21 protein-coding genes and 1 tRNA gene are annotated in these 24,501 nt (G+C 52.5%); 11 read left to right on the top strand and 11 right to left on the bottom strand.

Annotation, left to right across the window (positions count from 1 at the left end; all coding sequences use genetic code 11):
* Positions 1-39 precede the first annotated feature (39 nt).
* The 3 genes from F4Z13_02105 to F4Z13_02095 are packed head-to-tail and all read left to right on the top strand — an operon-like array spanning position 40 to position 4,302.
* Positions 40-1,746, top strand: a complete 1,707-nt coding sequence (locus tag F4Z13_02105; protein ID MXZ48040.1) for a phosphoglycerate dehydrogenase — start codon at positions 40-42, stop codon at positions 1,744-1,746.
* A complete protein-coding gene (hisZ, locus tag F4Z13_02100; GenBank protein ID MXZ48039.1) occupies positions 1,739-2,998 on the top strand; it encodes an ATP phosphoribosyltransferase regulatory subunit in 1,260 nt (419 codons plus the stop codon). Before F4Z13_02105 ends, hisZ begins: the two co-directional genes overlap by 8 nt.
* Positions 2,999-3,000: 2 nt before the next feature.
* Positions 3,001-4,302: an adenylosuccinate synthase gene (locus F4Z13_02095; protein MXZ48038.1), complete on the top strand. Its 1,302-nt coding sequence runs from the start codon at positions 3,001-3,003 to the stop codon at positions 4,300-4,302.
* Here F4Z13_02095 and F4Z13_02090 read toward each other — a convergent pair whose 3' ends face one another.
* The 5 genes from F4Z13_02090 to F4Z13_02070 all read right to left on the bottom strand — a co-directional run bounded on the left by F4Z13_02090 (position 4,303) and on the right by F4Z13_02070 (position 7,735).
* Entirely contained in the window at positions 4,303-4,692 is a 390-nt protein-coding gene (locus F4Z13_02090) for a hypothetical protein (GenBank protein MXZ48037.1), read from the bottom strand.
* A 13-nt stretch (positions 4,693-4,705) separates the two neighbouring features.
* Positions 4,706-5,677 carry a PhoH family protein gene (locus F4Z13_02085; protein ID MXZ48036.1) on the bottom strand — a complete coding sequence of 324 codons (972 nt, stop codon included), beginning with the start codon at positions 5,675-5,677 and terminating at the stop codon, positions 4,706-4,708.
* 177 nt (positions 5,678-5,854) lie between these two features.
* Positions 5,855-6,667: an SDR family oxidoreductase gene (locus F4Z13_02080; protein ID MXZ48035.1), complete on the bottom strand. Its 813-nt coding sequence runs from the start codon at positions 6,665-6,667 to the stop codon at positions 5,855-5,857.
* On the bottom strand, positions 6,664-6,801 hold the full coding sequence (locus F4Z13_02075) for a DUF1289 domain-containing protein (protein MXZ48034.1): 138 nt from the start codon (positions 6,799-6,801) through the stop codon (positions 6,664-6,666). The genes F4Z13_02080 and F4Z13_02075 overlap by 4 nt, the downstream gene beginning before the upstream one ends.
* Before the next feature lie 43 nt (positions 6,802-6,844).
* Positions 6,845-7,735: a phosphoribosylaminoimidazolesuccinocarboxamide synthase gene (locus F4Z13_02070; protein MXZ48033.1), complete on the bottom strand. Its 891-nt coding sequence runs from the start codon at positions 7,733-7,735 to the stop codon at positions 6,845-6,847.
* Positions 7,736-7,869: 134 nt separating this feature from the next.
* On the opposite strand from F4Z13_02070, the gene F4Z13_02065 reads away from it, so the two are divergent.
* The 5 genes from F4Z13_02065 (at position 7,870) to rplT (ending at position 11,018) form a co-directional block, all read left to right on the top strand.
* A tRNA-Val gene (locus F4Z13_02065) sits at positions 7,870-7,944 on the top strand.
* A 22-nt stretch (positions 7,945-7,966) separates the two neighbouring features.
* Positions 7,967-9,892, top strand: coding sequence for a threonine--tRNA ligase (thrS, locus tag F4Z13_02060; GenBank protein ID MXZ48032.1), 1,926 nt, complete (start codon positions 7,967-7,969; stop codon positions 9,890-9,892).
* Complete coding sequence (locus F4Z13_02055; GenBank protein ID MXZ48031.1) at positions 9,889-10,431, top strand: translation initiation factor IF-3; 543 nt, start codon at positions 9,889-9,891, stop codon at positions 10,429-10,431. Before thrS ends, F4Z13_02055 begins: the two co-directional genes overlap by 4 nt.
* 12 nt (positions 10,432-10,443) lie before the next feature.
* Positions 10,444-10,641, top strand: a complete 198-nt coding sequence (gene rpmI / locus F4Z13_02050) for a 50S ribosomal protein L35 (protein MXZ48030.1) — start codon at positions 10,444-10,446, stop codon at positions 10,639-10,641.
* A gap of 23 nt (positions 10,642-10,664) precedes the next feature.
* Positions 10,665-11,018, top strand: a complete 354-nt coding sequence (gene rplT, locus F4Z13_02045; GenBank protein MXZ48029.1) for a 50S ribosomal protein L20 — start codon at positions 10,665-10,667, stop codon at positions 11,016-11,018.
* Positions 11,019-11,054: 36 nt separating this feature from the next.
* Here the strand turns inward: rplT and F4Z13_02040 are convergent, their stop codons facing one another.
* The 3 genes from F4Z13_02040 to F4Z13_02030 all read right to left on the bottom strand — a co-directional run bounded on the left by F4Z13_02040 (position 11,055) and on the right by F4Z13_02030 (position 14,394).
* A complete protein-coding gene (locus tag F4Z13_02040) occupies positions 11,055-11,705 on the bottom strand; it encodes an endonuclease III domain-containing protein (GenBank protein MXZ48028.1) in 651 nt (216 codons plus the stop codon).
* A 23-nt stretch (positions 11,706-11,728) separates the two neighbouring features.
* Positions 11,729-13,378, bottom strand: a complete 1,650-nt coding sequence (locus F4Z13_02035; protein ID MXZ48027.1) for an NCS2 family permease — start codon at positions 13,376-13,378, stop codon at positions 11,729-11,731.
* A 164-nt stretch (positions 13,379-13,542) separates the two neighbouring features.
* Positions 13,543-14,394 (bottom strand): DUF5020 domain-containing protein, encoded by an 852-nt coding sequence (locus F4Z13_02030; protein MXZ48026.1) that lies wholly within the window; start codon positions 14,392-14,394, stop codon positions 13,543-13,545.
* A 144-nt stretch (positions 14,395-14,538) separates the two neighbouring features.
* Between F4Z13_02030 and gcvT the strand changes: the two genes are divergently transcribed.
* From gcvT to gcvP, 3 genes are read left to right on the top strand one after another with little or no spacing between them, the layout of a single operon-like run.
* On the top strand, positions 14,539-15,633 hold the full coding sequence (gene gcvT / locus F4Z13_02025) for a glycine cleavage system aminomethyltransferase GcvT (GenBank protein MXZ48025.1): 1,095 nt from the start codon (positions 14,539-14,541) through the stop codon (positions 15,631-15,633).
* A 28-nt stretch (positions 15,634-15,661) separates the two neighbouring features.
* The gene (gene gcvH / locus F4Z13_02020) at positions 15,662-16,060 is read left to right on the top strand and encodes a glycine cleavage system protein GcvH (protein ID MXZ48024.1); all 399 of its coding nucleotides are present in this window, start codon (positions 15,662-15,664) and stop codon (positions 16,058-16,060) included.
* 47 nt (positions 16,061-16,107) lie between these two features.
* On the top strand, positions 16,108-19,026 hold the full coding sequence (gene gcvP, locus F4Z13_02015; GenBank protein MXZ48023.1) for an aminomethyl-transferring glycine dehydrogenase: 2,919 nt from the start codon (positions 16,108-16,110) through the stop codon (positions 19,024-19,026).
* A 12-nt stretch (positions 19,027-19,038) separates the two neighbouring features.
* Here gcvP and F4Z13_02010 read toward each other — a convergent pair whose 3' ends face one another.
* From F4Z13_02010 to leuB, 3 genes are read right to left on the bottom strand one after another with little or no spacing between them, the layout of a single operon-like run.
* Positions 19,039-19,962, bottom strand: coding sequence for a hypothetical protein (locus tag F4Z13_02010; protein MXZ48022.1), 924 nt, complete (start codon positions 19,960-19,962; stop codon positions 19,039-19,041).
* A 53-nt stretch (positions 19,963-20,015) separates the two neighbouring features.
* A complete protein-coding gene (gene mfd, locus F4Z13_02005) occupies positions 20,016-23,393 on the bottom strand; it encodes a transcription-repair coupling factor (GenBank protein MXZ48021.1) in 3,378 nt (1,125 codons plus the stop codon).
* 25 nt (positions 23,394-23,418) lie between these two features.
* Positions 23,419-24,489, bottom strand: a complete 1,071-nt coding sequence (leuB, locus tag F4Z13_02000) for a 3-isopropylmalate dehydrogenase (GenBank protein MXZ48020.1) — start codon at positions 24,487-24,489, stop codon at positions 23,419-23,421.
* Between the last annotated feature and the right edge of the window lie 12 nt (positions 24,490-24,501).

Below are 24,501 nucleotides of genomic sequence, written 5' to 3'. Positions count from 1 at the left end.
GGTAACCCAAATCGCGGTTTTTAACAATTTCGCGCTTCCCTGCGGGTTCCGCTTGCCCGCTCCGAAAACGCGGTCCGGCTGATTGACATTGTCTTTCGTTTAACTATTATCTTAGTGGTTTTTATCCCGCCATCCCGGAGGAATTTCTTGAAAATACTGATAACCGACGGACTTGCTAAGCAGGGTCTTGAGCTTCTTAAGGCCGCCGAGGGGGTAGAGGTCGACGAGAGAAAAGGCATCTCTCCCGGCGAGCTTATCGATATAATAAAGGACTATGAAGGCCTCGTGGTAAGAAGTGCTACGAAGGTTACAAAGGAAGTCATAGAGGCTTCGGGTGGCAGGCTTCGGATCATAGGACGCGCCGGAATAGGGATAGACAATATAGACCTTGACGCTGCGACCAGAAACGGGGTGGCCGTTATGAACACCCCCGAGTCAAACTCGATAACCACTGCGGAGCACACCATCACCTTGCTGCTTTCCCTTGCCAGAAGGATTCCCCAGGCCCACTCCTCGATAAAATCAGGCAAGTGGGAGAGGAACAAGTACAAGGGAGTTGAGGTCTATGGAAAGACGATAGGTCTTGTGGGCCTCGGAAACATAGGAAAGCTGGTGGCAGAGCGTGCTATGGGTCTTAAGATGAAGGCGATCGCGTACGATCCTTACCTAAGCAAGGAAGCCGCGAAGAAGCTCAGCATCGAGCTTGTCTCCCTGGATGAGCTTTTCCGCCGCTCGGACGTTATAACGGTGCACACGCCCCTAACGGACGAGACGAGGGATCTCGTGGACTCTGAATCTTTTGAGAAGATGAAAGAAGGGGTGATAGTGATTAACTGCGCCAGGGGGGGGATAGTGAACGAGGCGGACATGGCCGAGGCCCTCCTCGAAGGCAAGGTGGGAGGAGCGGCGTTTGACGTTTACACTTCAGAGCCCATAGATCCCGAAAACCCTGTTCTCTCGGTCGATGAGAACATAGTGCTCACCCCGCATCTAGGCGCTTCAACGGAAGAGGCGCAGATAAAGGTCGGGACCACCATGGCGGAGCAGCTTATAGATTTCGCGCAGAAAGGGGTAGTCAGAAACGCGGTTAATATGCCGTCTCTTACAACGGAGCAGCTTGCCGTCATGAGGCCGTACATGTCAATCTGCGAGAAGATAGGCAGTCTTCACGGGCAGCTCTGCAAGGGCGCGGTTCGCACTGTAGAGGTGACTTACGAGGGAGAGGCGGCCGAAATGGACTGCAGCTACCTGACGGTTTCCGTGCTGAAAGGCTTTCTCTCGCACATAATGGATATCTCGGTGACCTACGTTAACGCTCCGTCGATAGCCGAGGAAAGAAAAATAAAGGTGGTGGAGTCAAAATCCGCGGCCATGAGCCAGTACACAAGTCTCATTACCGTAACTGTTACGACCCGCGAGGCGACCAACGAAATTTCGGGAAGCGTTTTCAGCGGGAACCACGGAAGGATAGTCAAGGTGAACGGGGTCGATATCGACGTCGTTCCCGAGGGATTCCTGCTTGTGAGCCACAACTATGACCGCCCGGGCTTCATAGGTTCCATGTGTTCTGTCCTCGGGAAAAACGGCGTAAACATCGGGCGGATGCACCTTGGAAGAAAATCCGCCGGCGGGGAAGCCATAGTTTTTACGAACGTCGATACCGAGGTTAGTGAAGAAGTTATCCAGGAGATTTTGACCGTAGAGAATATTATTTCGGTAACCCAAGTCAGTTTTTCAGATGAATAAGTTTCTCACACTGCCTCAGGGAGTGAAGGATTTCGGTCCCGTCAAGGCAGAGGACCTCAAGCGGATAGAGAGTGTGCTCCTTGAGGAGTTTTCCTACTGGGGGTACAGGAGGGTTATAACCCCTCTTTTCGAGTACCTTGACACCATGTCCGCGGGCATCGGGGAAGACTTCAAGCACAGGCTGATGAAGTTTGTCGATCCGCACACGGGTGAAATCGTGGTGCTGCGCCCCGACATTACTCCGCAGATCGGACGCATGGTCGCCACGCAGTTAAGCGATTATCGCTACCCCCTCAGGCTTTGTTATTCGGGAAGAGTGGTGAGGTACGAGGAGAAGGGCAGCGGCAAGGAAAGGGAGGTTTTTCAGCTCGGCTGCGAGCTTCTGGGGCTTAGTTCGACTGAAGGGGATTCCGAGATAATCGCGCTGGCCCTGAAATCGCTTAACCGTCTCGGCCTTAAAAAAATAACCCTGAACCTCGGGCATACGGGCATCCTTGATGCGGTTCTTCGCGACGCCGGGGAGATAAGGGACGAGCTTGTGCAAGCTCTTGTAAAAAAGGATCAGGAGTGGATAAGAAGCATAGTGGAACCCTCCGGGATTCCCACGGATGTAAAGGATGTTCTTCTCTCCCTTTCTGATTACTATGGCGATGCCGATATCCTTCGCAGGGCCGCCCGGAACGAGAGATTCAAGCTCTGCATCGAGGAAATCGTCTCTGTGATCTCCGTGCTTGAGGAATACAATATCGAATGCGACATATCGGTTGATCTTGTGGAGGTCAAGGGTTTTGAGTACTACACCGGAGTTACTTTCGAGGTAATATCGTCCGTCGCTCCCGCTTCCCTGGTTACGGGCGGCAGGTACGACGGTCTAGTCAGCCGGTACGGGCGCAGCGTCCCCGCCGCGGGATTCGCAATAGACGCCGAGGCGCTTATGCAGAACACCAAGAGCAGCGACGGCGAGAACCAGGTCCATTTCATAATAGTGCCCAAAAGCCAGGATCTCAGAAGTGAGGCCATAAAGCTTGCCGAGTGGCTGCGTTCAAGCAGCTTCAAAGTCATACTCGACTTAACTGGAAGCTACGCGGACATGATCGATTCCAATAATTTTTTCGACGGGGACGGCTCGTTCGCTACATACGGAATCATAAAACTTGAATCTCCTTCCGAGATGAAGCTGGTCGAATCCCGGACCGGGTCGATCAGGGAATTCTCCAATCTCGAGGAACTTCTTACCGGAGGAGGGCTCTAGGCTTGCCAAGCATAGTGGTCCTGGGTACGCAGTGGGGGGATGAGGGCAAGGGAAGGATAGTGGATCTCATAGCCTCAAGGACCGATCTGGTGGTGAGATACCAGGGCGGAAACAATGCGGGTCACACCATTGTTACGGACGGAAAGAAGATCATACTCCACCACGTGCCCTCGGGCATACTCAGGGAAAACAGCCTGTCTCTTATCGGAAACGGGGTGGTCGTTGATCCCAAGGTGCTGGTCGCGGAGATAGACGCACTCAGAAGTGCCGGATATCCGGTGAGCCCATCTAATTTTCTCGTAAGCGATAGGGCCCACGTGATAATGCCCTATCACAGGGAAATAGACCTGCTTAGGGAGAAGCGGCGCGCAAGCGGAAGGAAAATAGGCACTACTGGCAGGGGAATAGGCCCGGTCTACGAAGACAAGTACGCAAGGCGGGGCATAAGGATGCTTGATCTTACCGAACCCGAAGCTTTTCGCCATAGACTCATTTCTGTCATGACCGAGAGAAACGCGTATATAGAGAAGGTTCTCGGGGCGGAACCCCTTGATCCCGAGAGCGTGTATGAAGAGTACGTCGGGTACGGCGAGGTTCTCGGACCCTTCATCGCGGATGTCTCCGCGATTATCCGCAGAAGCGGCGATGAGGGTAAGAGGATCCTTTTTGAAGGGGCTCAAGGGTCACTTCTTGATATCGATTTTGGCACTTATCCCTACGTCACGTCGTCAAACGCGGGTCTTGGGGGTGTGTTTTCCGGGACCGGAGCGGTACCGGCACTCGTAAGCTCCATAGTGGGAGTTGCTAAGGCGTATACCACCAGGGTCGGGGAAGGTCCCTTTCCAACGGAGGAATCGGGCGAGATACAGGATGCGCTCAGAAGGGAAGGAGAGGAATACGGGGCTACCACAGGGAGAAGCAGAAGGTGCGGATGGCTTGACGTAGTCGCGCTTAACTATGCGCTGAGAACAAACGGCGTAACCGCCATTGCCCTTACGAAGCTTGACGTGCTTTCGGGTTTTGAAAAAGTAAAGATATGCACGAGTTACGAATATAACGGATCGATCATGAGGGAATTTCCCGCAAGCCTCTCCGTTCTTGAGAACTGCGAGCCTTCATACGATGAGATGGACGGGTGGGATGAGGATCTGGCCGGGATAAAGAGCGCCGAACAACTGCCCCCAAACGCCCTGAGTTTCATAAAGAGGGTTGAGGAACTGACCGGAGTTCCGGTCTGGATCGTTTCGGTGGGACCGCAGCGCGACATGTACTTGGAGCTAAGCGACTGCGTATTTTCCCGGTAGTTAGTCCTCTTTGAGAACCTCGATCGACTGCGCCGCAAGCTTGGGGTCGAACCTGTTCTCAGATGAGATGAAGTTGCTGTCGAAAAGGCCTGCAGCTTCTACTATGTCCCCCTCGGCAAAAGAGAGTTCTTTTTCCCAGACGACAGTTATGTAGTTTCCGTCGCTGTCGGCGAGCTTAAAAGTCGCTGATTTTGCCGGTTCCCCTATCGTTTCAATCTCCCACACCTTTCCTTTGACGCGCACTTCCTGCATCGTGTATACCGAAGGATTAAGCACGAGAACCACTACGGATTTGTCAGCCGAGATCATTGAAGTTGCCGGATTTTCCCATCTTTTGCACGAGGGAGCAAGAAGCATGGCTGCGAGAAGAAAGGCGGCGAGTGTTTTCATCTGTTTTCTCCTGTTAGGGGGTACGTCCGCTGACATTATCCTTAATTTTTTCGTACGCGTCTATTATTTTCATTACGAGAGGATGCCTTATGACGTCAGTTTTCGAGAAGTTGACGAACTCTATTCCCTTTATTCCGGAGAGGATGTTCATGGCTTCGATCAGCCCAGAGTTCTGATCCCTGGCAAGGTCTATCTGGGTAATGTCTCCCGTTATGACCGTTTTTGAACCGAATCCGAGCCTTGTAAGAAACATCTTCATCTGTATCGCTGTCGTGTTCTGCGCTTCATCGAGAATTATGAATGCGTCATTCAGTGTTCTTCCCCTCATGTAGGCTATCGGGACGATTTCAATCATGTTTTTCTCAATCAGCCTGTTTGCCTTCTCAAAATCCATCATGTCGTAAAGAGCGTCGAAAAGGGGTCGCAGGTACGGATTCACCTTTTCCTGGAGGTCGCCGGGGAGAAATCCCAGTTTTTCTCCCGCCTCCACGGCGGGCCGAGCGAGCACTATTCTGTTTACTTTCTTGTTTGTAAACGCCGAGACGGCCATCGCCATCGCCAGATAGGTTTTCCCCGTTCCCGCTGGTCCTATGCCGAACACCATGTCGTTTCTTCTTATGGCGTCGATGTAGAGTTTTTGGTTTATTGTCTTGGGGCTTATTATTTTTTTCCGTACGGATATGCAGACCGTGTCGAGGAATATCTCTTCGAGAGAGGCGTCTTTCTGGCTTAGAAGCCTTTTCGCTATCTTTATGTCCGAAGGCTGGAGAACGTACCCCTTCTCTATAAGAGAGTACATCTGCCCCATGAGCATGCCCGCCTCAGCGGTCCTCTCCTCGTTTCCCTTGAGAGTGATTTTGTTGCCCCGAGTGTGGATGCTTATGTCGAATTCATTCTCTATTTCCTTGAGATTCGAGTTAAGTTCCCCGTAGAGGACCTTTACCGCTTCTATGTTCTCAAGTTCGAGTTCCCTGATTCCGTCCATAGGCACCTAGGCTGCCGCGCGGGAGAAATTACGTTTCGTGTTTAGAAATTCTATGGCATCCACCCAAAACCAATACTGTACAACTTGGCGTCTCACTTCTGTTTATTTTCCCTTTTTTTAAGGTTTTTCTCAACAGTTTTCAAATTCCGTCGATTGTCGCGGAGTCTGTCCATTCTTTCAGGGCATGCCAAGCGGATCCGGGTAAATGAGCCTGTACCCGAGCGTTCTCTTCAGTCTTTCGTTCGAGACTATCTTGTACTGCGGGGGATTTTCCGTTTCGAAAAGCGGCGGGGGGATTCCGTATTTTTGGGCTTCGCGCGAGTAGTACTCCTTTCTTGTTGGGTGCTCGTCGCAGGTGGCGTTAAGCACAGTGTTTCTCACATCAAGATCTATTACGCTTCGGACGATTCCTATGCAGTCGTCGCGGTGTATGAGGTTAAGGGGGCAGTCGGGGTTTAGCACCAGTTTTTTTCTTCTTATCGATTTTATGGGAGCCCTGTCGTAGCCTATGAGTCCTGAAAAACGTATCACGGTCGTATCGAATTCAGGATTATCCATTAAAAGCCTCTCCACTCCCAGAAGAGCCTTTCCCGACGGCTTGTCGGGATGGAGGGAGTCCTCTTCCCTCACGACTCCGTTTGTGTTCGGGTATACCGAGGTTGAACTGGCGAAAATGACCATTTTTCCTCGGGGGCTCGGTATCGCTTCGATGAGATTTTCGATCTGCTTTTTATGGTAGGTCTCGATGTCGTCTCTTCGCTCGGGGGGAAAATTTATGAAAAGAACATCAGAAGAGAAAAATTCATCCGCTCTCTCTGCGTTTACCTCCGGGGCTATATCTATAAGGTAGGGTTCTATCCCCTTTTCCAAAAGGGCGGGGCTTGCTTCGGGTTTTCTAACCGATCCTCTTACAGAAAAACCCGCTTCCTTAAGAGAGAGCGCGAGCGGCTCTCCGAGCCAGCCGCAGCCAAGGATGCTGACGGTCTTCACTGGTTCTGCTCCGCTTCCCGCTGCGTTATTTCACGCATGACTTCCGCTCTCTGCTCGTCTGAATAATCCTCCCAGCCTGCTATCTCGTCGCTTGTGCGAAGACATCCGACGCAGAGCCCCGTGTCCTCGTCCATTATGCATATGCCGTTGCATGGAGAATTCGTCTTTCCCAAAACTCTATCCTCCGCAGAAAAGCCTGAGCATCTCAAGATACTTTTCGCTTGTTTTCCTTACTATGTCGGGTGGAAGCTCGGGAGCCGGGGGATTTCTGTCCCAGCCCGTTTGCTTGAGGTGATCCCTTACGAACTGCTTGTCAAAACTTGTCTGCGGTCCACCGGGAGCATAGTCCGCCAGGGGCCAGAATCTTGAGGAATCCGGCGTCAGGGCTTCGTCTATCAGGATGAGCTCTTCGGTGTCGCGGTCTATCCCGAACTCGAATTTTGTATCGGCTATTATGATTCCCTTCTCCTCGGCTATTCTGGCGGCGGCAGTGTAGATTTCGATACTTGTGTCCCGTACCCTGCCTGCGAGTTCCCCGCCTATCATATCGCGTACTCTCCCGAACGTTATGTTTTCGTCATGGGTTCCCTGCTCGGCCTTGGTTGACGGGGTGAAGATGGGTTCCGGAAGCTTCTGCGACTCAACGAGATCTTCCCCGAGGGGTATTGCGCAGACAGAACCGGTTTTTTTGTATTCCTCCCACCCCGAACCGCTTATGTAACCTCTCACTACGCACTCCACGGGAAGCGGGTCGGTCTTTTTCACGAGCATTGAGCGGCCCGAGAGTACCTTGGCATGGTCCCCGAAGGGATCGGGAAAATCCTCGGGGTCCGTTGAGATCAGGTGGTTCGGGATTATATGCTCTGTTTTCCAGAACCAGAACTCCGAGATTCGGTTCAGCACCTCACCTTTTGAGGGTATTCCGTTTGGGAGTATCACGTCAAAGGCGGAGATGCGGTCGGTGGCTATCATCAGGATGCGCTCGCCGAGATCGTAGATGTCTCTTACCTTGCCTCTGGTGGGTTCTGCGAATCCGATGAAGTCCGTGCTGAGTATCGTTTTGCGAATGGTTCCGCCACTTGATTCCCGATTTTTGCGGGACGCTTTGACTGAATGGTGAAACTACCCGAAACCGTTGCTATTCTCAAGCCACCCCGCAGTTATTGACAATATGCGATAATTAAAGACAATATCAGGTTTTTGAGCACGTAGCTCAGTGGCAGAGCACTTGCTTGACGTGCAAGGGGTCGCAGGTTCAAATCCTGCCGTGCTCACCATAGAGTCTAGGGGACGAATCGGTTGGATATACAAGTAAATATCGACGGGAAGCAGGGCACTTTTTCTTCGGGAATCACTGTTGGGGAATTGCTAGAGGGGCTTGACGCGGACAAGCGCACTGTAGGCGCCGTCGTAGATGGCCAGGTTGTTGATTTCTGGCACCGTCTTGAGGCTGACTGCAATCTTCTGCCTGTAAGAAGCAATACCGAAGCATCTTTGGGGCTTCTGAGGCACACCACGGCCCACGTTCTAGCCGAAGCCGTCCAGTCTCTTTTTCCCGAAGCCCGTGTCACCATAGGTCCCGTGATAGAAAACGGCTTTTACTACGATTTTGATTTCGAAAGAGGTTTCACTCCCGAGGATCTTGAGAATATCGAAGCGAAAATGCTTGAGGTAATAAAGAAAAACCGCCCTCTTGTAAGAAAATCGGTCACCAGAGAGGATGCCGTCGCCACTTTCTCCGGGATAAAGGAGAACTATAAGGTGGAGATAATAAACGATCTTCCCGAAGGGGAGGAGATAACAATATACGATCAGACTGACTGGTATGACCTCTGCAGGGGACCGCATCTTCCCTCAACGGGGCTCATAAAGGCCTTTAAGCTCACGAGTTCCGCGGGGGCTTACTGGAGGGGTAACGAGAACAACCCGATGCTCCAGAGAATTTACGGAACGGCCTTCTGGGACAAAAAGGATCTGCGCAAGTATCTGCGCGACCTTGAGGAGGCCAAAAAAAGGGATCACCGCAAGCTTGGAAGGGAGCTTGATCTCTTCAGCGTGAACGATGAGGTAGGTCCCGGTCTTATTCTCTGGCATCCAAGGGGGGCCAAGGTAAGGAGCGTTATAGAGGATTTCTGGAAGCGTGAGCATATCTCCAGGGGTTACGAGGTGCTCTACACCCCGCACATGGCCAAGCTCGATCTCTGGCGTACGAGCGGTCACGTGGACTTCTACTCGCAGAACATGTTCTCATGCATGGAAGTTGAAAACTCCGATTACCAGGTAAAGCCCATGAACTGCCCTTTCCACATACTGGTGTATAAATCAAAAACAAGAAGCTACAGGGACCTGCCGATCAGGTGGGCAGAGATAGGAACCGTGTACAGGTACGAGCGCTCGGGGGTTCTTCACGGTCTTCTGAGGGTGAGGGGGTTTTCCCAAGACGACGCCCACATATTCTGCCGACCCGACCAGATACGCGAGGAGGTCTCCGAGGTGCTTTACCTCACTCTGGATTTTCTGAGAACTTTTGGGTTTGATAATTACGAGATTTTCCTTTCGACGCGCCCGGAGAAGTTCGTCGGAAGCGAGGAGAACTGGGAGAGGTCGATAGAGGCCATCGAGCAGGCCCTCTCGGATGTTGGCCTTCCCTACGGAGTGGACAGCGGCGGGGGAGCGTTTTACGGTCCCAAAATAGATATTAAAATAAAGGACGTGATAGGCAGGGCTTGGCAGTGCTCAACTATTCAAGTAGATTTCAACCTGCCCGAGCGATTTGAAATGGAGTTTGTGGGTGATGATAACGCTAGACATACCCCGATAATGATACACAGGGCTATATTCGGCTCGATTGAACGGTTCTTCGGAATCCTGATAGAACATTACGGGGGAGCGTTTCCGCTTTGGCTCAGCCCCGAGCAGGTGAGGGTGGCGTCCGTGGGACAGAGCCAGGCCGAGTACTGCGAGGAAGTCTGCGCCGAGCTTCGGCGCCGGGGAATCAGGGTCGGCAGTGATTTGCGAAACGAGAAGCTAGGGTATAAGGTTAGGGAAGCGCAGGTAATGAAGATTCCCTATCTGCTGGTTGTAGGAGACAAGGAGGTCGAAACGGGAACGGTTACTCCCAGAAAATACGGCGGGGACGCCATGGAGGCGTTGCCTGTAGATGATTTTATCGAAATCGTCGCCGGGGAGAACGATCCCTATAGGTGGATGGAGGTAACGGTATAGCTAGGAGGAGAAGCAATTATTCTAGGCCGCGTGTTCCTGAGACTCGCGTTAACAGGCGAATCAACGCAAAGGAAGTAAGGCTCATAGATGTTGAAGGTGAGCAGCTCGGAATCGTAAGTATTGAAGACGCTTTGCGGATCTCGGAGGAAAAGGGAGTCGATGTGGTTGAGGTTGCGTCAAACGCCGCGCCTCCCGTATGCAGGCTCATGGACTACGGGAAGTTCAAGTACGAACTTAGAAAACAGCGGAGCGAGAAAAAACAAAAAGATCAGACGGTAAAGGAGATAAAATTTCGACCCAACATAGGGGAACACGACCTTGAAGTCAAGGTAAACCGGATGAGGGGTTTTCTCGAAGCGGGTCATAAAACCAGGATGAGGATATTTTTCAGGGGCAGGGAAATAGTTCATCCGGAACTCGGCCGCGAGCTTGCCAATGATGTTCGCGAGAAACTGTCCGATGTGGCCTCGGTGGACATGGAGCCCAAGATAGAGGGCAAGAACCTGATAATGATTCTTGTGCCGGTAAAAAAACAGTGAGGGATTTACGAGATGCCTAAGATGAAAACGAACCGCAGTGCGGCCAAGAGATTTTCCGTTACGGGAAGCGGGAAGATAAGAAGAAACAAGGGTGGCAAAAGCCATATAAACGTAAAGAAAAGCTCAAAGAGGATGCGGAGACTGCTGGAGCCGGACTTCCTTGAAGGTTCCGCCGCCAAGAAGATCAAGACCTACCTTCCTTACCTGTGAGCCGATAGAGACGGAGAATACCGATGCGCATAAAAAGAGGAGTTACTTCCAGAAGACGTAAAAAAAGAGTTCTTAAGCTTGCCAAGGGGTACTGGGGCAGAAGAAAGAACAATTTCAGAAGGGCTAAGGAAACCATACTCAGGGCGCTTGCCTATTCCTACAGGGACCGGCGCCGCAGAAAAAGGGATTTCAGGGCGCTTTGGATCATGAGGATAAACGCCGGCGTAAGACCCTTCGGCCTTTCCTACAGCAGGTTCATCGACGCGCTCAAAAAATCGGGGGTAGAGCTTGACCGCAAAAGCCTCTCTGAGCTTGCCGTAAGAAACCCCGAGAGCTTCAAGGCCGTAGTGGAGTTCGCGACCTCGAAAAAAGGCTGATTTCCGCCCCGACCGGGGCTTTGTTCTTATTTCCTGCTAAAACAAATCTATTCCGGGATCGTGCGGGTCGTGCTCAAGCGGGCAGCCTTCGCAGCTAGGTGTTTTTCGGCAGTGAAGTTTTCCCGTTTTCACTATGAGTGCGTGGTACTCTCCGAAGACTTCCACATCGACAGAAAGGCTTTGTACAAAAAGTTTCTGCATTTCCGAGTAGCTTGCTCCCTCGGGGACCAGGCGGTGGCGTTGGAGAATTCTCCGGGAGTAGTTATCAACCACGAACACGGGTTTGCCGAGCGCATAGAGCAGTATTGAGTCAGCCGTCTCTTCGCCGATGCCGTTCACTGAGAGCAGCTTTTCCCTGAGTCTGTCGGTGTCCTCAGCCAGCATGTTCTCCATCACTCCTCCGTAACCGGCAAACAGGAAGTCGATGAAGTTCTTAAGCCTCTTGGCCTTTAAGTTGTAATATCCGCAGGGGCGGATCAGGACTGCGAGCTGCTCATGGGATACCGATCTGAGTTTTTTTGCAGAGAGCATGGAATTTTCCCTGAGCGTCCCTATGGCTTTTTCCACGTTTTTCCAGGAGGTGTTCTGAGTGAGTATGGCTCCCGTTGCGCACTCAAGTCTCGTCCGGGCGGGCCACCAGTTCTGCGGGCCGTATCTTGCGTAAAGAGCTGAGTAGAAATCCCGTATTCTTCGGGAGTCGCCTCTATCGGTCAACCTGCTGCGCCCCCACCGCTTTTGCGGTTAACGTGGGAGACAATCATGAAAAAGGCGGCCGAAAGAGCGTATCCGACTGCCCACTTGGCTCCCGTTCCGAAACCAAGAGAATAGAGATTTCCCTCAACCGAGATCTCTCCCGCGTGTATGAAGCCGAAAAACGCCATCATGGCTCCCGCCCCCATCCACGCTGCCGCCTGGTTGAGCCTGCGCTCAACGAGGCAGACGGCCGTTGCGGCCCAGACCACTGACGAAAGCATAAATCCCTGGGAAAGCGCCACCAGTCCGGGCAGCTGAAGACCCGAAAAGACAAACGCATTGAGATTCTCAAACGCGCGCGTGGCCACCAAACCGTCCGATATAGCGGTTCCCACCGCCGAGACGGTCTGGGAAACCACTACGGTTCCCCATGCCGCAAGTGCAGGTATCAGTCCCAAGGCCACGGCGGGGACATGGGAGCGGGGAGTGGTCTGAAACGCCTGGGATATCATTGCGAGTCCTACCCATACGAGTATTACTCCGGCGGCCTCAATCGGTACCAGCGCCGAGACCAGGGAACCCAGGCCGACAAGCGACACCACGGCAAAGAAAATTCCGTTTATTACCGAGTAGCCTCCTTTCGCTCCCATCTCCTTCCATCCTGGGTGTCCTATATATATGGTTGTTGGAAAGCACGACCCGAGAAGTGAGGCGGCTATCGATCCCACACCGTTAACCGCAAGGCACGGTCCGGTGGGATAGGGGTCTCCCGCGGCCTCGGCGGACTCTATGTTCTGAAGGGACCCGAGGATATTGTAAAGCCCCATAGGAAGCACGACTGGAATCAGCACCGAGCGCACGAGGGGATCTGAAAGCCCGGCTACTAGATCACCCAGAACGGGAATGGGGAGATAGAATCCCACGTCGCCGAGGGCTTGGCTCACGGCAGGTCCCGACACCGTTGTTTCCGCTCCGAATCCCGCCGCAAAGAGAAGCCACGCAGTGAATATTCCTAGGACGAGCGCCAGGCCGACTCCCGGAATTCCAAGCGGAAGCTTGGTTTTTGAGAGCAGAGCGAACAGCAGCACCCCCAGAGAGAGCAGGCCGACTAGGGGATGGGCGAAGCATCTTGCGGCAAAGTCCATGCAGAGAAATGCTACGGCTATTCCGGCAAGGGAAGTCAGCAGCGCGGCGCGTGGAGTCGCCTTTCTGATCCTCTCGGCTACCAGGGATCCCGCGAGTTCAATAACTCCGGAGAGAAAACACGCCGCTACCCCGACGCGCCAAGCCACAAGCGCGGCTTCCTGAGGCGGAACTCCTCGGCTTTCGGCCACCAGTTTCGCCGGGATCATGACCAGAAAGATGAAGGCGAACAGGGAAATCGTGTTTACCCCGTAGGGAAGCGCCGTTACGTCTTTTCTTCCGGTGGCTGCCGAGAGTCGTTGCGCGAGCCATGCGTAGTAGAGGTTGCCGATAATAAGCGATATCGCTATGGCAGGGAGGACCGAGGAGACGACAAACTCCCTTTGCAGACCCACAAGTCCGGTGAGCAGTATCATGATCAGAACGTACTGGACGAGGTTGTTCACCATGAGGCCGAAAAAGCCTTCTGCGTCGGAGAACGAAAAAAGAGGCTGTGCCCCCGCGGGGAAAAAGAGGTTTCTCATGTCTTATTCCGGGGTTGCGTGGAACCGCAGAAGCAAACGGCGAACCTGCGATCAACTATCGATTATAATGAAAAAGACACTGCAGGCAAAGACCCCCGCGCCCGATTCCCGCGGATGTGCCCGCAGCCGACGATCTTCCTGCTGTGCCTGGCAATGGATATCAGCTATAAATCCACCCTTATCATTGCCTGAACAACTGATTCCTCGATCCCCGAGATCCCAAACTTGTTGTGCCAATACCACCACTCAATACCGACATATACCTGCCCCTGCCGGTTCACCAGACGACCCACATCCAGCAGGAGCTGAGGCTGCATAAGAAAGTTTTGTTTTTCATAGGCGGATGTTCCAGCTTCACCCTCTGAGCCGGCCCAGTCGAAATAGCCATTAAACATCCAGTGCGCCGGCCCCGTTTCGAAGGTCGCATTCCAAACCACTGTCACCTGCCAAGTTGTTCCGGGAAGGTCTGGATTCTCCCTTAAGTAGCCGTTTGTCTGGACGAAATTAAACCCGGGCACATCAAGATCCACCGAGGCGCCAATGAGATAATTGGCAAAGCCTTCTCCCTTTTCCAAATTGCCGGACAGAAGCACATCTTCCACCGGTCCTGCGGAAAAAGCTTTACCGCTTATTTTGGAGAAGCTCAGGCGGGGTGACCACTCCCCGTAGAATGAACTGTTACCTCTCAATGGTCGGATATCCACAAAGGCAAAGTTATTGCCATAGGCCCATCCGTTAATCCATTCCAGAGTGAGGGTTTCCGCTTTCTCGGGCCCCAGTTTGAAGTCTGTACCATAGAGCAACTGGGCATTGAACGCATTCCAAGTCTGCGCTACTGCCGGCGCTGACGATAACAAGACAAGCAAATAGAGGCATACGGTGTAGACAATTACTTTAGGATAACTCATCTTGCGTTCAGATTCCGGCTTCCGCCCGCCCGGCACACGGCCTGCCAAAGCGGCATTGACGATGGTCTGTTCTAAATTTGGTATTCCGACTCCATTCAACCATGACATTATTTAATACGGAGTTTATCATAAAGACAATTTTCATGTCATATATCCATTTGTCCATTACCCGCAACGCTGCGGAAGGGGAATTTAGAGCGGTTCCTCGAGGTTATTTTGACAGTCCACTTTTTTGGATGTTTAATCTAGTATATGACTTACACCCCTTTATACGAAACACACAAGAGTTTCGGGGCGAAGATGATCGATTTTGCCGGGTGGAAGCTTCCTCTTCAGTTTGAAGGTATAAGACGGGAACACATGGCGGTCAGGACTGCCTGCGGTCTTTTTGACGTAAGCCACATGGGAGAAATAGAGATCACGGGGACCCAGGCCGAAGCCCTCTGCCAGAAGCTTAACACCAACGACATGGCGGGACTTCGCGACGGCCGGGCCCGCTACGGTCTTTTCTGCTACCCTGACGGTGGGGCGATTGACGACCTTATAACCTACAGGTTTTCAGCTGAGCATTTCCTTGTGTGCGTAAACGCGTCCAACACCGAGAAGGTCTACCGCTGGATCGGTGATAACTGCGAGGGATTTGATGTTGAAATAACCAATGCGAGTTCGGCCTACGCACAGATCGCCGTTCAGGGGCCCCGTTCTGTATCAGTAATGGAAAAGGCGCTTGGCGAAGAAAGCGTGCGGGATTTCCCGAGGTTCTCTTTCAGGATTCTTGAGGGTGATGCAGCAGGGGTTATAGCGGCCAGGACGGGTTACACGGGTGAAGACGGCTTTGAACTGTTCGTGCCCGCGGGAGACGCGGTCGGGATCTGGGAGAAGCTTTTTGAAAGCGGAAGCGAATTCGGGATTGCTCTTTGCGGTCTGGGAGCGCGCGACACCCTTAGGACGGAAGTCGGATATCCTCTTTACGGAAACGAACTGGATGAGAAAACGACCCCGGTCGAGGCTGGCCTTAATAGATACGTGAAGATGGACAAAGGCGATTTTATAGGTAGAGATGTGCTTTTGGAGCAGGTGGAGAGCGGAACGGCCAGGGAAAGCATCGGTTTTAAGATGCTTGATAGGGGGGTTCCCAGACACGGCTATGGGGTAGTGAAGAACGGAAAAAGGATAGGAGAGGTTACAAGCGGTACCATGTCACCGGTTCTTGATATTGGCGTGGGCATTGCTTCGGTTGCCTCGGGTGAAGTTAAGTGCGGAGATGAGATAGGGATTGAGATCCGGGGAGATGTGAGAAAGGCGGTTTCTTCTGAATTTCCGCTTCATAAAGACGGTATGTCTTAATCAAAGAACATAAAGGAGCATTTAGGTTATGAGTGTACCGAAAGACTTGAAATATACTGAGGAGCATGAGTGGGTGAGATTTGAAGAGGACAGGGCCGTGATCGGAATAACGGATTACGCCCAGGAAGCCTTGGGGGAGATAGTTTTTGTTGAACTGCCAACTGAAGGAGAAGAACTCGTTCAGGGAGACTCCTTCGGTGCGGCGGAGTCGACAAAGGCGGTTTCTGAACTTTTCGCTCCGGTCTCGGGAGAAATTGCCGAGGTGAACGATCTTCTCGCGGATTCCCCGGAACTTGTAAACGCCGACCCTTACGGTGACGGATGGATCGTAAAGATTCATACCGACGAACTTGACGAAAGCGAAGTCGAGAGTCTTCTTGATCCTTTCGGTTACGAAGAACTGATAGAAGACGAGGAAGATGCCTGATATGTCCCGGTGGCATGGATGGGGCGATTATTTGGGGAGAATTGTGATTGCGAAACGAAAACGGCATTTATGAACAAGAGGATTTTTTCTCGGCGAGGCATATAGGTCCCACGCCCGAGGAAGCACGCCAGATGCTTTCGTGCACTGGGGCGGAGAGTCTTGAGGAACTGGTCCGGGAAACCATACCGGCTGACCTGCTTTCAGAGATTGAGATGGCCGTTCCCGCTGCCATGACCGAGAGCTCCTATCTTGACCATATAAGGGCTATTGCACGCGAGAACACTATATTCAGGTCGTACATAGGACTGGGTTACTACGACTGCGTGGTCCCGGCAGTCATATCAAGGAACATTCTCGAGAATCCAAGCTGGTACACCCAGTACACTCCTTACCAGGCCGAAATATCGCAGGGACGACTTGAAGCCCTCCTTAACTTCCAGACGGTGATTTCGGAACTTACGGGTATGGAACTTTCAAACGCCTCGCTGCTCGATGAAGCAACGGCGGCTGCCGAGGCCATGGCCATGTTTCACAGGCTAAGCGGAGCGAAACGGGAGAAGGCGGACGCCGACAGGTTTTTCGTTTCCCGAAGATGTTTTCCCCAGACCATCGATCTCCTGAAGACCCGGGCCGAGCCCCTGGGAATAAGGATTGTGGAGGGAGAGGAAGAGAAGGTTTTGCTTGACGGGAGTTTTTTTGGTGCGCTGCTGCAGTATCCGGACGCATTCGGGGAAGTTAGGGATTACTCGGAATTCATCAAAAGCGCTCACGGCCACGGCATCATGGTCGCGGTCGCGGCCGATCTGATGAGTCTCGTGCTGCTTGCCCCTCCCGGACGCTTCGGAGCCGACGCCGTCGTGGGAACTTCGCAGAGGTTCGGGGTCCCGGTCGGCTACGGCGGTCCTCACGCCGGGTATTTCGCCACGAGAGACGAGTTCAGAAGGCAGGTCCCAGGGAGAATAATCGGGGTGTCTTTAGACAGGGACAAGAATCCCGCCTACAGAATGGCCCTTCAGACCAGAGAACAGCACATAAGGAGAGAGAGGGCCACTTCCAATATATGCACCGCGCAGTCCCTGCTCGCTATAATGTCCTCGATGTATGCGGTTTACCACGGTCCGGCCGGGCTGCGGCGTATTTCCAGGAGGATAAACACGCTTGCGAAGATGCTCGACCTGGGCTTTAGGGAGATGGGTCTTGCCCAGCTAAACGGGGCGTTTTTTGACACCCTTCTCGTAGATCTTTCCCCCTGCGGGGAAGAATCTCTTGAAACGCTTCGCGCGGAGGCTCTCAAAAGAAAAATCAACTTCAGATATCTTCCGGACGGCAAGGTCTGCATATCGCTTGACGAAACGGTAACCGAGGAAGATGTAACTGATATACTTTCGCTTTTTTCGGATTCCCTCGAACTTGGCAAAGAGGGCTCCGTCACCCTGGACCGCGCGCGCGCCATTGAGTCAGTGCCCGAGAACCTTCTTAGGGATGGTGATTTTCTTGCCCAGCCCGTGTTTAACCGCTACCACTCGGAAACTCTGATGCTCAGGTATATAAAAAACCTTGAGGGCCGGGATCTTTCCCTGGCTCATTCCATGATTCCTCTCGGTTCCTGCACCATGAAGCTAAACGGCACGACCGAGATGGTGCCCATAAGCTGGGAGGAATTTTCGAGAATCCATCCTTTTGTGCCCCGGGATCAGGCGGCGGGATACGCACGGGTGATCGATGAACTTGAAAAGTATCTCTGCGAAATAACCGGGCTTCATGCCTGCTCGCTTCAGCCCAACTCGGGAGCCCAGGGAGAGTACGCGGGCCTTATGGTCATACGTAAGTACTTTGAGGAGAGAGGAGAAACCGAAAGGCGCGTGGTGCTGATTCCCTCTTCCGCGCACGGAACCAATCCCGCAAGCGCCCGCATGGCGGGTATGGACGTCGTGGTGGTAAAATGCCGGAAAAACGGGGATGTGGACATAGACGACCTTCAAAAGTGCTGCCGGAAAAACGAGGGGAAAGTTGCTTGCCTGATGATTACATATCCTTCGACTCACGGGGTGTTCGAGTCCGGAATAAGTGAGATATGCGACATAATTCACTCAAGTGGCGCGCAGGTGTACATGGACGGGGCGAATCTTAACGCGCAGGTAGGCCTCTGTTTCCCCTCCGTATTTGGCGTCGACGTATGCCACATAAACCTGCACAAGACTTTCAGCATCCCCCATGGAGGAGGGGGTCCGGGAATGGGTCCCATATGCGTTGCACCCCACCTTGCCCCGCATCTCCCCGGACACGCTGTTGTGGAGGGGGTAGGGGGCGAAAAGCCATGCGGAGCGATATCCGCGGCTCCCTGGGGAAGCGCGAGCATATTGCTTATATCCTACGGATACATAAGGCTTCTCGGAAGGGACGGAATGAGCGAGGCATCGCGGTACGCGATACTGAACGCCAATTACCTTAAGACCCGACTTGGGCAGCACTACGATACTCTCTACGAGGGAGAAAACGGAAGGGTTGCCCATGAATTCATACTTGACCTGCGCGAGCTTGGGAAAAGCGCGGGAATAACCGTGGAAGACGTGGCCAAAAGGCTCATGGATTACGGGTTCCATGCGCCGACTATGTCGTGGCCGGTTACGGGAACCTTGATGGTAGAGCCTACGGAGAGCGAATCCATGGAGGAAATGGACAGATTCTGCGACGCAATGATAAAAATACGCGGGGAAATCCAGGATATCATCGACGGCGGGGCGGATCCTTCTGATAACGTACTCACAAATTCTCCCCACACGGTGCTCGATCTTGTGTCTTCCGACTGGGAACATCCCTATTCCCGCCAGCAGGCGTTCTTCCCGCTTCCGTATCTGAGGACCAACAAGTTCTGGCCGCCGGTATCAAGAATAGACAACGCCTATGGGGACAGGAATCTGGTGTGCACATGCCTTCCCCCAGAGGCTTACGAGGTGGAGGAGTAAGTAAGGGGAACTTCAGATCTTTATCTCTATGTAAGAGTTTTTCTTGATGTCCTCAAGCCAGGATGTTATGAACCGCTCAACCTTCTCTACGTAGAGCAGATGTTTTATGCGGTCTCTGTACCGGGAGACCGAGGATTCTCCTTCCTCGGTTCTTTCCAAAACCTTCACTATGTGATAGCCGCGGGAACTTTCTACCGGTCCCGCGATGCCGTTCACTTCGGTCTGCTCCACGGCGTTTTCAATCTCGGGAACCAAGTCTCCCTTGACGAAATATCCTAGCAGTCCGCCGCTTTGCGCCGATGATTCGTCCATCGAGTACTTTCTGGCGAGTTCCCCGAAGGGCTCACCGGATTTTGCGAGTTCCAGCACTTCTTCCGCTTTGGAGAGGGCGTTTTCCGTTTCCTTGTTGATCAGTATGTGAGCGATCTTAGTTTGCCTTCCATAAGTGCTGCCTTCTTCTTCGTAGTGTTCTCTGTTGTATTCCTCTATCTCTTCGTCCGTTACCGCTATGCTTCCCTGCGTGACCAGGTCAAGAAGCCTTCTTGAGAGTATCTGGTACTTCCACTGGCGGTGGAAGAGTTCCTCCGTCACATTTTGGTTTTTAAGCTCCTTGGCTATGTCTTCTTCATCGAGGTTAAGTACTTCCCGCTGGTTCTTTATTATCGCCCTTACCTCTTCGTCGCTTACTGATATCTTCCTCGCAGCCGCTTGCTGATCGAGCAGTATACGATCTATCATGGCGTCGAGCACTTCGCGGGCGTCCACTCCTGCCTCAGGATTTACGACTACTTCCTCTAGCTCTTGATTAAGTTCGCTGAGTGTTATTATCCTATCGTTCACCACGGCCACCACTTTCTCCACGACCGCTGGCTGGGCCGGAATGGCCGTAAAAACCGCAAAAAGCGCTGCAACCGCGAACCACCATGGTTTTTTCATATGAAGTCTCCTTGCAAATGTTTTTTCTCTACCGAATCAACCCCAAAACTATACTATACATGGGCTTGGGTCGGTTTTTCCACCCTTTCCACCGCGCTTATCAGCGCCTCGTACCTATCCTCGGAGGGAAGGGGAATGCTAAGTTTCTTCTCTCGCCCGCGGGTTTTCCCGTCCGCGAGACTCAAGGTCGCCGTGTTCTCCCCTATTTCAGCTTTTTTTATCAGCTTCTCCCCGAGCGCGATTCTCAATTCCGCGATGAGAACGAGACGTTTCAGCGGATTGGGCATCGCGCCGAACCTGTCTTCGATTTCCCCTGCAATTTTTCTTGCTTCCCCGCGTTTTCCTGCCGATGATATTTTTTTGTAGTAAAAAAGTCTCTCTGAACCGCTTTGAATATAATGCTCAGGGATGAACGCATCGTCCCGCGTTTTTATTTCCGGTCTGATTTCACGGATGTGGTCTTCGCCCCTTCTTTTGCCTTCAATCGTATCTCTCAGCAGTTCGAGATAGAACTCAAGTCCTATATCCGCTATGTGTCCTGACTGCTTTTCTCCGAAAAGGGTGCCGGCTCCCCTTATCTGCAGATCGGCCGTGGCGAGCTTGAATCCGCTTCCAAGGTCGGTGAGTCGAGAGAGCACCTCGAGCCTTTTTCTGGCATCTTCAGTGAGGGAGTTTATGGATGGTACGAGAAAGTATGCATATGCTTTTCTGTCTGATCTTCCGACACGGCCCTTAAGCTGATAGAGGTCCGCTAGGCCCATAGTATGGGCGTTGTTCACTATTATCGTGTTGGCTTTTGGTATGTCGAGTCCGGATTCCACTATCGCGGTGGTTACGAGCAGGTCTATTTTTCCGTCGGTGAACTGTTCTATGGTTCTTGAGAGCCGCGTTTCGTTCATTCGGCCGTGCGTTACCCCTATTGACAGTTTCGGCATGAGTTTTTGGAGAAGGTCCGCCTTCTCGAATATGTCCTCTATCCTGTTGTGTATGAAAAAAACCGTGCCGTCTCTTGCGCTCTCTTTTTCTGCGGCCTCCTTTATCGTTGCGGTGTTGAACTGCTGAATGTACACCTCTACGGGCTGCCGTCCCTCGGGAGGGGTATTTATCACGCTTATGTCCCTTACGTCGGCGAGGGAAAGCTGGAGGGTTCTGGGTATGGGAGTCGCCGAGAGCGTCAATACGTCGACGGCGTTTTTCATCGACCTTATGGATTTTTTGTGATTCACTCCGAATTTCTGTTCCTCGTCTATCACGGCGAGTCCAAGGTTTTTCAGCTTTATTCTTTTTCCAAGAAGCTTGTGCGTTCCGATTATGACGTCTAGGGAACCGTCTTCGAGTCTATTTAGAATCTCCTTTTCTCTCTTGCCTGTCGTGAATCGTGAAAGCATTCCGATGCTCACGGGATAGCTTTTGAACCTTGAAAGTGCGGTTCGGTAGTGCTGGCTTGCGAGAAGCGTGGTGGGTGCGATCACCATGACCTGTTTTCCATCGAGGCATGCCTTGAAAGCGGCCCGCAGGGCCACTTCGGTTTTTCCGAACCCGACGTCTCCGCAGATAAGCCTGTCCATGGCCTTTTCGGATTCCATGTCTGACATTACGTCCTCTATGGCTGCCGACTGATCCGGGGTCTCACTCCAGGGAAATCCCATTTCGAAATCATTGAACATCTGATCCCTCGGGGAGAACCGAAAACCTTTTCCGATCTTTCTTTCCGCGCAGAGTTCCACGAGCTCGGTCGCGACTTCCTCCACGGCCCTTTTAACCCTGCCGACGGTTTTTCTCCAGTTTGCGCTTCCCAGCTTTTCAATCTTCGGTTCCCTTCCAGCTCCCATGTACTTCTGAACCAGTGCCAATTTCTCCACCGGGACGAATATCTTGTCCCCGTCTTTGTATTCGCACTCGAGAAAATCGCCCTGGCTGTTTTCAAAGGAAAGCCTTCTTAGCCCCCTGAAGACACCTATTCCGAATTCCTTGTGAACTATGTAGTCCCCGGGTTTGAGCTGGCTGAACGAAGTGAGAAAAGCGGAGGGCATATCGCTTCCCCCAAAGGCCGCGCCTCGGCTTTTGGTTTTCTCGACAAGGGTTTTCTCCGTAAGAAGGGCGATTTTGAAATCGTGAAGAACTGTGCTTTCGAAAAGCTCTCCGACTACGTGCACCATTCCCTTGTCTGGATGGTTCTCCGCAAGCTTGAGGAATTTTTCTCTTTCTGCCTGTGAAGTGAAAAATACGAACACCTCGTAACCGTCTTCGATGAGTTCTTCCGCCTTGTCAGTAAAGACTTTGAGCGAAGGTTTCGAAAACGATATCTCTTCTGTGCTGAACTTAAGGCTGTTTTTTCCTTCGGTTCCTATGCCCATCGTCCCTGGGTATGCGAGCCTTGATTCCTGGAGTTTTTCCGCAAGCTCTTTTCTTCCGAGGTATAGCCTCTCAAACTGGGGAAGCGACTTTTCAAGTTTCCCCAGAGATTTTCTTCTTGCTTCGAATTTTTCCTCTAGTCTCAATAGCAGTGCTTCCTCGTCAAATCCGATTGGGAGGCTCACTATTAGGTTTTCTTGCGGGTAATCGAGCACGCATTGGCGCGAGTCCCAGAAAAACGGTGTGAACCATTCGATTCCCCTGAAATGCGAACCGCTCTCAAACGCCTCCAAAAGAGGTTCCACCTCGCTTGAGGTAAGTCCCTTCTTGTCGGCTCCGGCGAGAACCTGTCCGACCAGATCGTCCTTGCTTATTTGGCGGTAAACGGCGAATGAGGCCGGATTGATCACGGCTTTCTGTGTTTTTCCGACGGATTTCTGAGTTGCGGGGGAAAACTCCCGGAGCGAATTCACCTGGTCTGCGAAAAGCTCCACCCTTAGGGGATTCCGTGATCCGGGGGAGAAGAGGTCCACTATAGAGCCCCGGACGCTGATGTCGCCTCTTTTTTCCGTGAAATCCACCTCGCTGTAGCCGATTTCAAGGAGCCTTTGTACAAGTTCCTCCCGATCGATCCGTGCTCCCTCCTCTATAGTGAAGCTCTCGGCCTCGAGGGTGCGGGGCGGAGCCAACACCTCGGCAAGTGCTGCCGCGTCCGCGCAGAGTACCCCGGTTTGCTTCCATCTGAAAATAGAGTGAAGCCTTTCGGGTTCCGTGATTTCCGTTTTCTCGAAAAGGGAGCGGGTTTTCTCCATTCCTCTTGAGAGAAGAACAGGGATTTCCGTTCTTTTTAAAGAAGAGATGCTTCGCGCCGCATGGACGCATTGCTCTCTTTGCTCGCAGACATGAAGCACCCTTTTGCCGGGCGCCTCGGAGATAAGCGCCAGAAGAAAATAGGTCGAGTTTCCGTAAAGACCCGTAAGATCAGTCGGTTCTCCGGGCGGGCACCCAAGAAACTTCTCCACCAAGGGGTTTTCAAGGTGGGATGAAAGTTCAAGCGTGGAGCTGTTACCGTTCACTTCCTGGGACCTGAATCATTTTTTCTCACAGTTCGCCGAGTATGAGAGATCCCATTTCCTCTGTTCCTACCCTTGTTTTCCCTTCCTCGTATATGTCGGATGTGCGGTAGCCATCGTCAAGGACCTTCCTTACGGCTTCTTCAACCTGCGTGGCGGCCCCGTCCATGTCAAAGGAGTAACGCAGCATCATGGCCATCGAGAGAATCGAGGCTATGGGATTTGCTATGCCTTGGCCGGCGATGTCGGGGGCGCTTCCGTGAACCGGTTCGTATATGGCCCCTTCGTTACCGACACTTGCCGAGGGCAGCATGCCTAGGGAGCCGGTGAGCTGAGCCGCCTCGTCGCTTATTATATCGCCGAACATGTTCCCCGCCAGCATTACGTCGAAATCGGCGGGCCTTCTTATAAGCTGCATCGCCGCGTTGTCCACGTACAGATGCTCAAGCGTAACATCGGAGAAATGACGTTCGTGAAGCTCGGTTACGGTGTCTCTCCAGAGCACCATTGATTCGAGAACATTGGATTTGTCTATGGAAGTGACTTTGTTTCTTCTTTTCCTGGCAATCTCAAAAGCCATTTTCGCCACCCGTTCTATCTCGGAAGTTGTGTAGCTAAGGGTGTTAAACGCCTTGTTCTCTTTTTCGCCGAGCTGTTCTGCTCCTCTCGGCTGTCCGAAATATATTCCGCTTGTAAGTTCCCTAACGACCATTATGTCGACCCCTTCAACGACTTCCCTTTTAAGCGTGGACGCGTCGGCAAGGGCCGCGTAGACGATCGCGGGTCTCAGGTTCGCGAAGGTGTCAAGCTGCTTTCTCAGCTCAAGGAGTCCTCTTTCGGGTTTTAGGTGGTGCTCAAGGTTTTCCCATTTCGGGCCTCCCACGGCTCCAAGAAGCACCGCGTCACTCTGCTTGGCTTTTTCTATTGTCTCCTCGGTTACTGGGACACCGTGGGCGTCTATGGCGCATCCGCCGAGAAGATCGCTTTCAAGCGTGAATTCAATGCCGTTTCTCTCGCCGACGGCATTGAGTATTGACACGCTGACTTCGGTTACTTCGACCCCTATCCCGTCTCCCGGGATCACTAGTATCTTAGGCAATTTCCCTTCCCT

It is taken from the genome of Candidatus Dadabacteria bacterium (assembly GCA_009837205.1).
Classification (GTDB): domain Bacteria; phylum Desulfobacterota_D; class UBA1144; order Nemesobacterales; family Nemesobacteraceae; genus Nemesobacter.
Note: the sequence above shows the minus strand (reverse complement) of the source record. Positions and strands in the feature narration are given on the sequence as shown.

Bases quoted from the DNA above. Each gene is read 5' to 3' on its own strand.
- rpmI (MXZ48030.1), top strand. From the start codon at position 10,444: ATGCCTAAGATGAAAACGAACCGCAGTGCGGCCAAGAGATTTTCCGTT.
- rplT (MXZ48029.1), top strand. From the start codon at position 10,665: ATGCGCATAAAAAGAGGAGTTACTTCCAGAAGACGTAAAAAAAGAGTT.
- F4Z13_02075 (MXZ48034.1), bottom strand. From the start codon at position 6,801: ATGGACGAGGACACGGGGCTCTGCGTCGGATGTCTTCGCACAAGCGAC.
- F4Z13_02090 (MXZ48037.1), bottom strand. From the start codon at position 4,692: ATGAAAACACTCGCCGCCTTTCTTCTCGCAGCCATGCTTCTTGCTCCC.
- F4Z13_02010 (MXZ48022.1), bottom strand. From the start codon at position 19,962: ATGAAAAAACCATGGTGGTTCGCGGTTGCAGCGCTTTTTGCGGTTTTT.
- hisZ (MXZ48039.1), top strand. From the start codon at position 1,739: ATGAATAAGTTTCTCACACTGCCTCAGGGAGTGAAGGATTTCGGTCCC.
- gcvT (MXZ48025.1), top strand. From the start codon at position 14,539: ATGACTTACACCCCTTTATACGAAACACACAAGAGTTTCGGGGCGAAG.
- gcvH (MXZ48024.1), top strand. From the start codon at position 15,662: ATGAGTGTACCGAAAGACTTGAAATATACTGAGGAGCATGAGTGGGTG.
- F4Z13_02035 (MXZ48027.1), bottom strand. From the start codon at position 13,378: ATGAGAAACCTCTTTTTCCCCGCGGGGGCACAGCCTCTTTTTTCGTTC.
- F4Z13_02030 (MXZ48026.1), bottom strand. From the start codon at position 14,394: ATGTCATGGTTGAATGGAGTCGGAATACCAAATTTAGAACAGACCATC.
- F4Z13_02085 (MXZ48036.1), bottom strand. From the start codon at position 5,677: ATGGACGGAATCAGGGAACTCGAACTTGAGAACATAGAAGCGGTAAAG.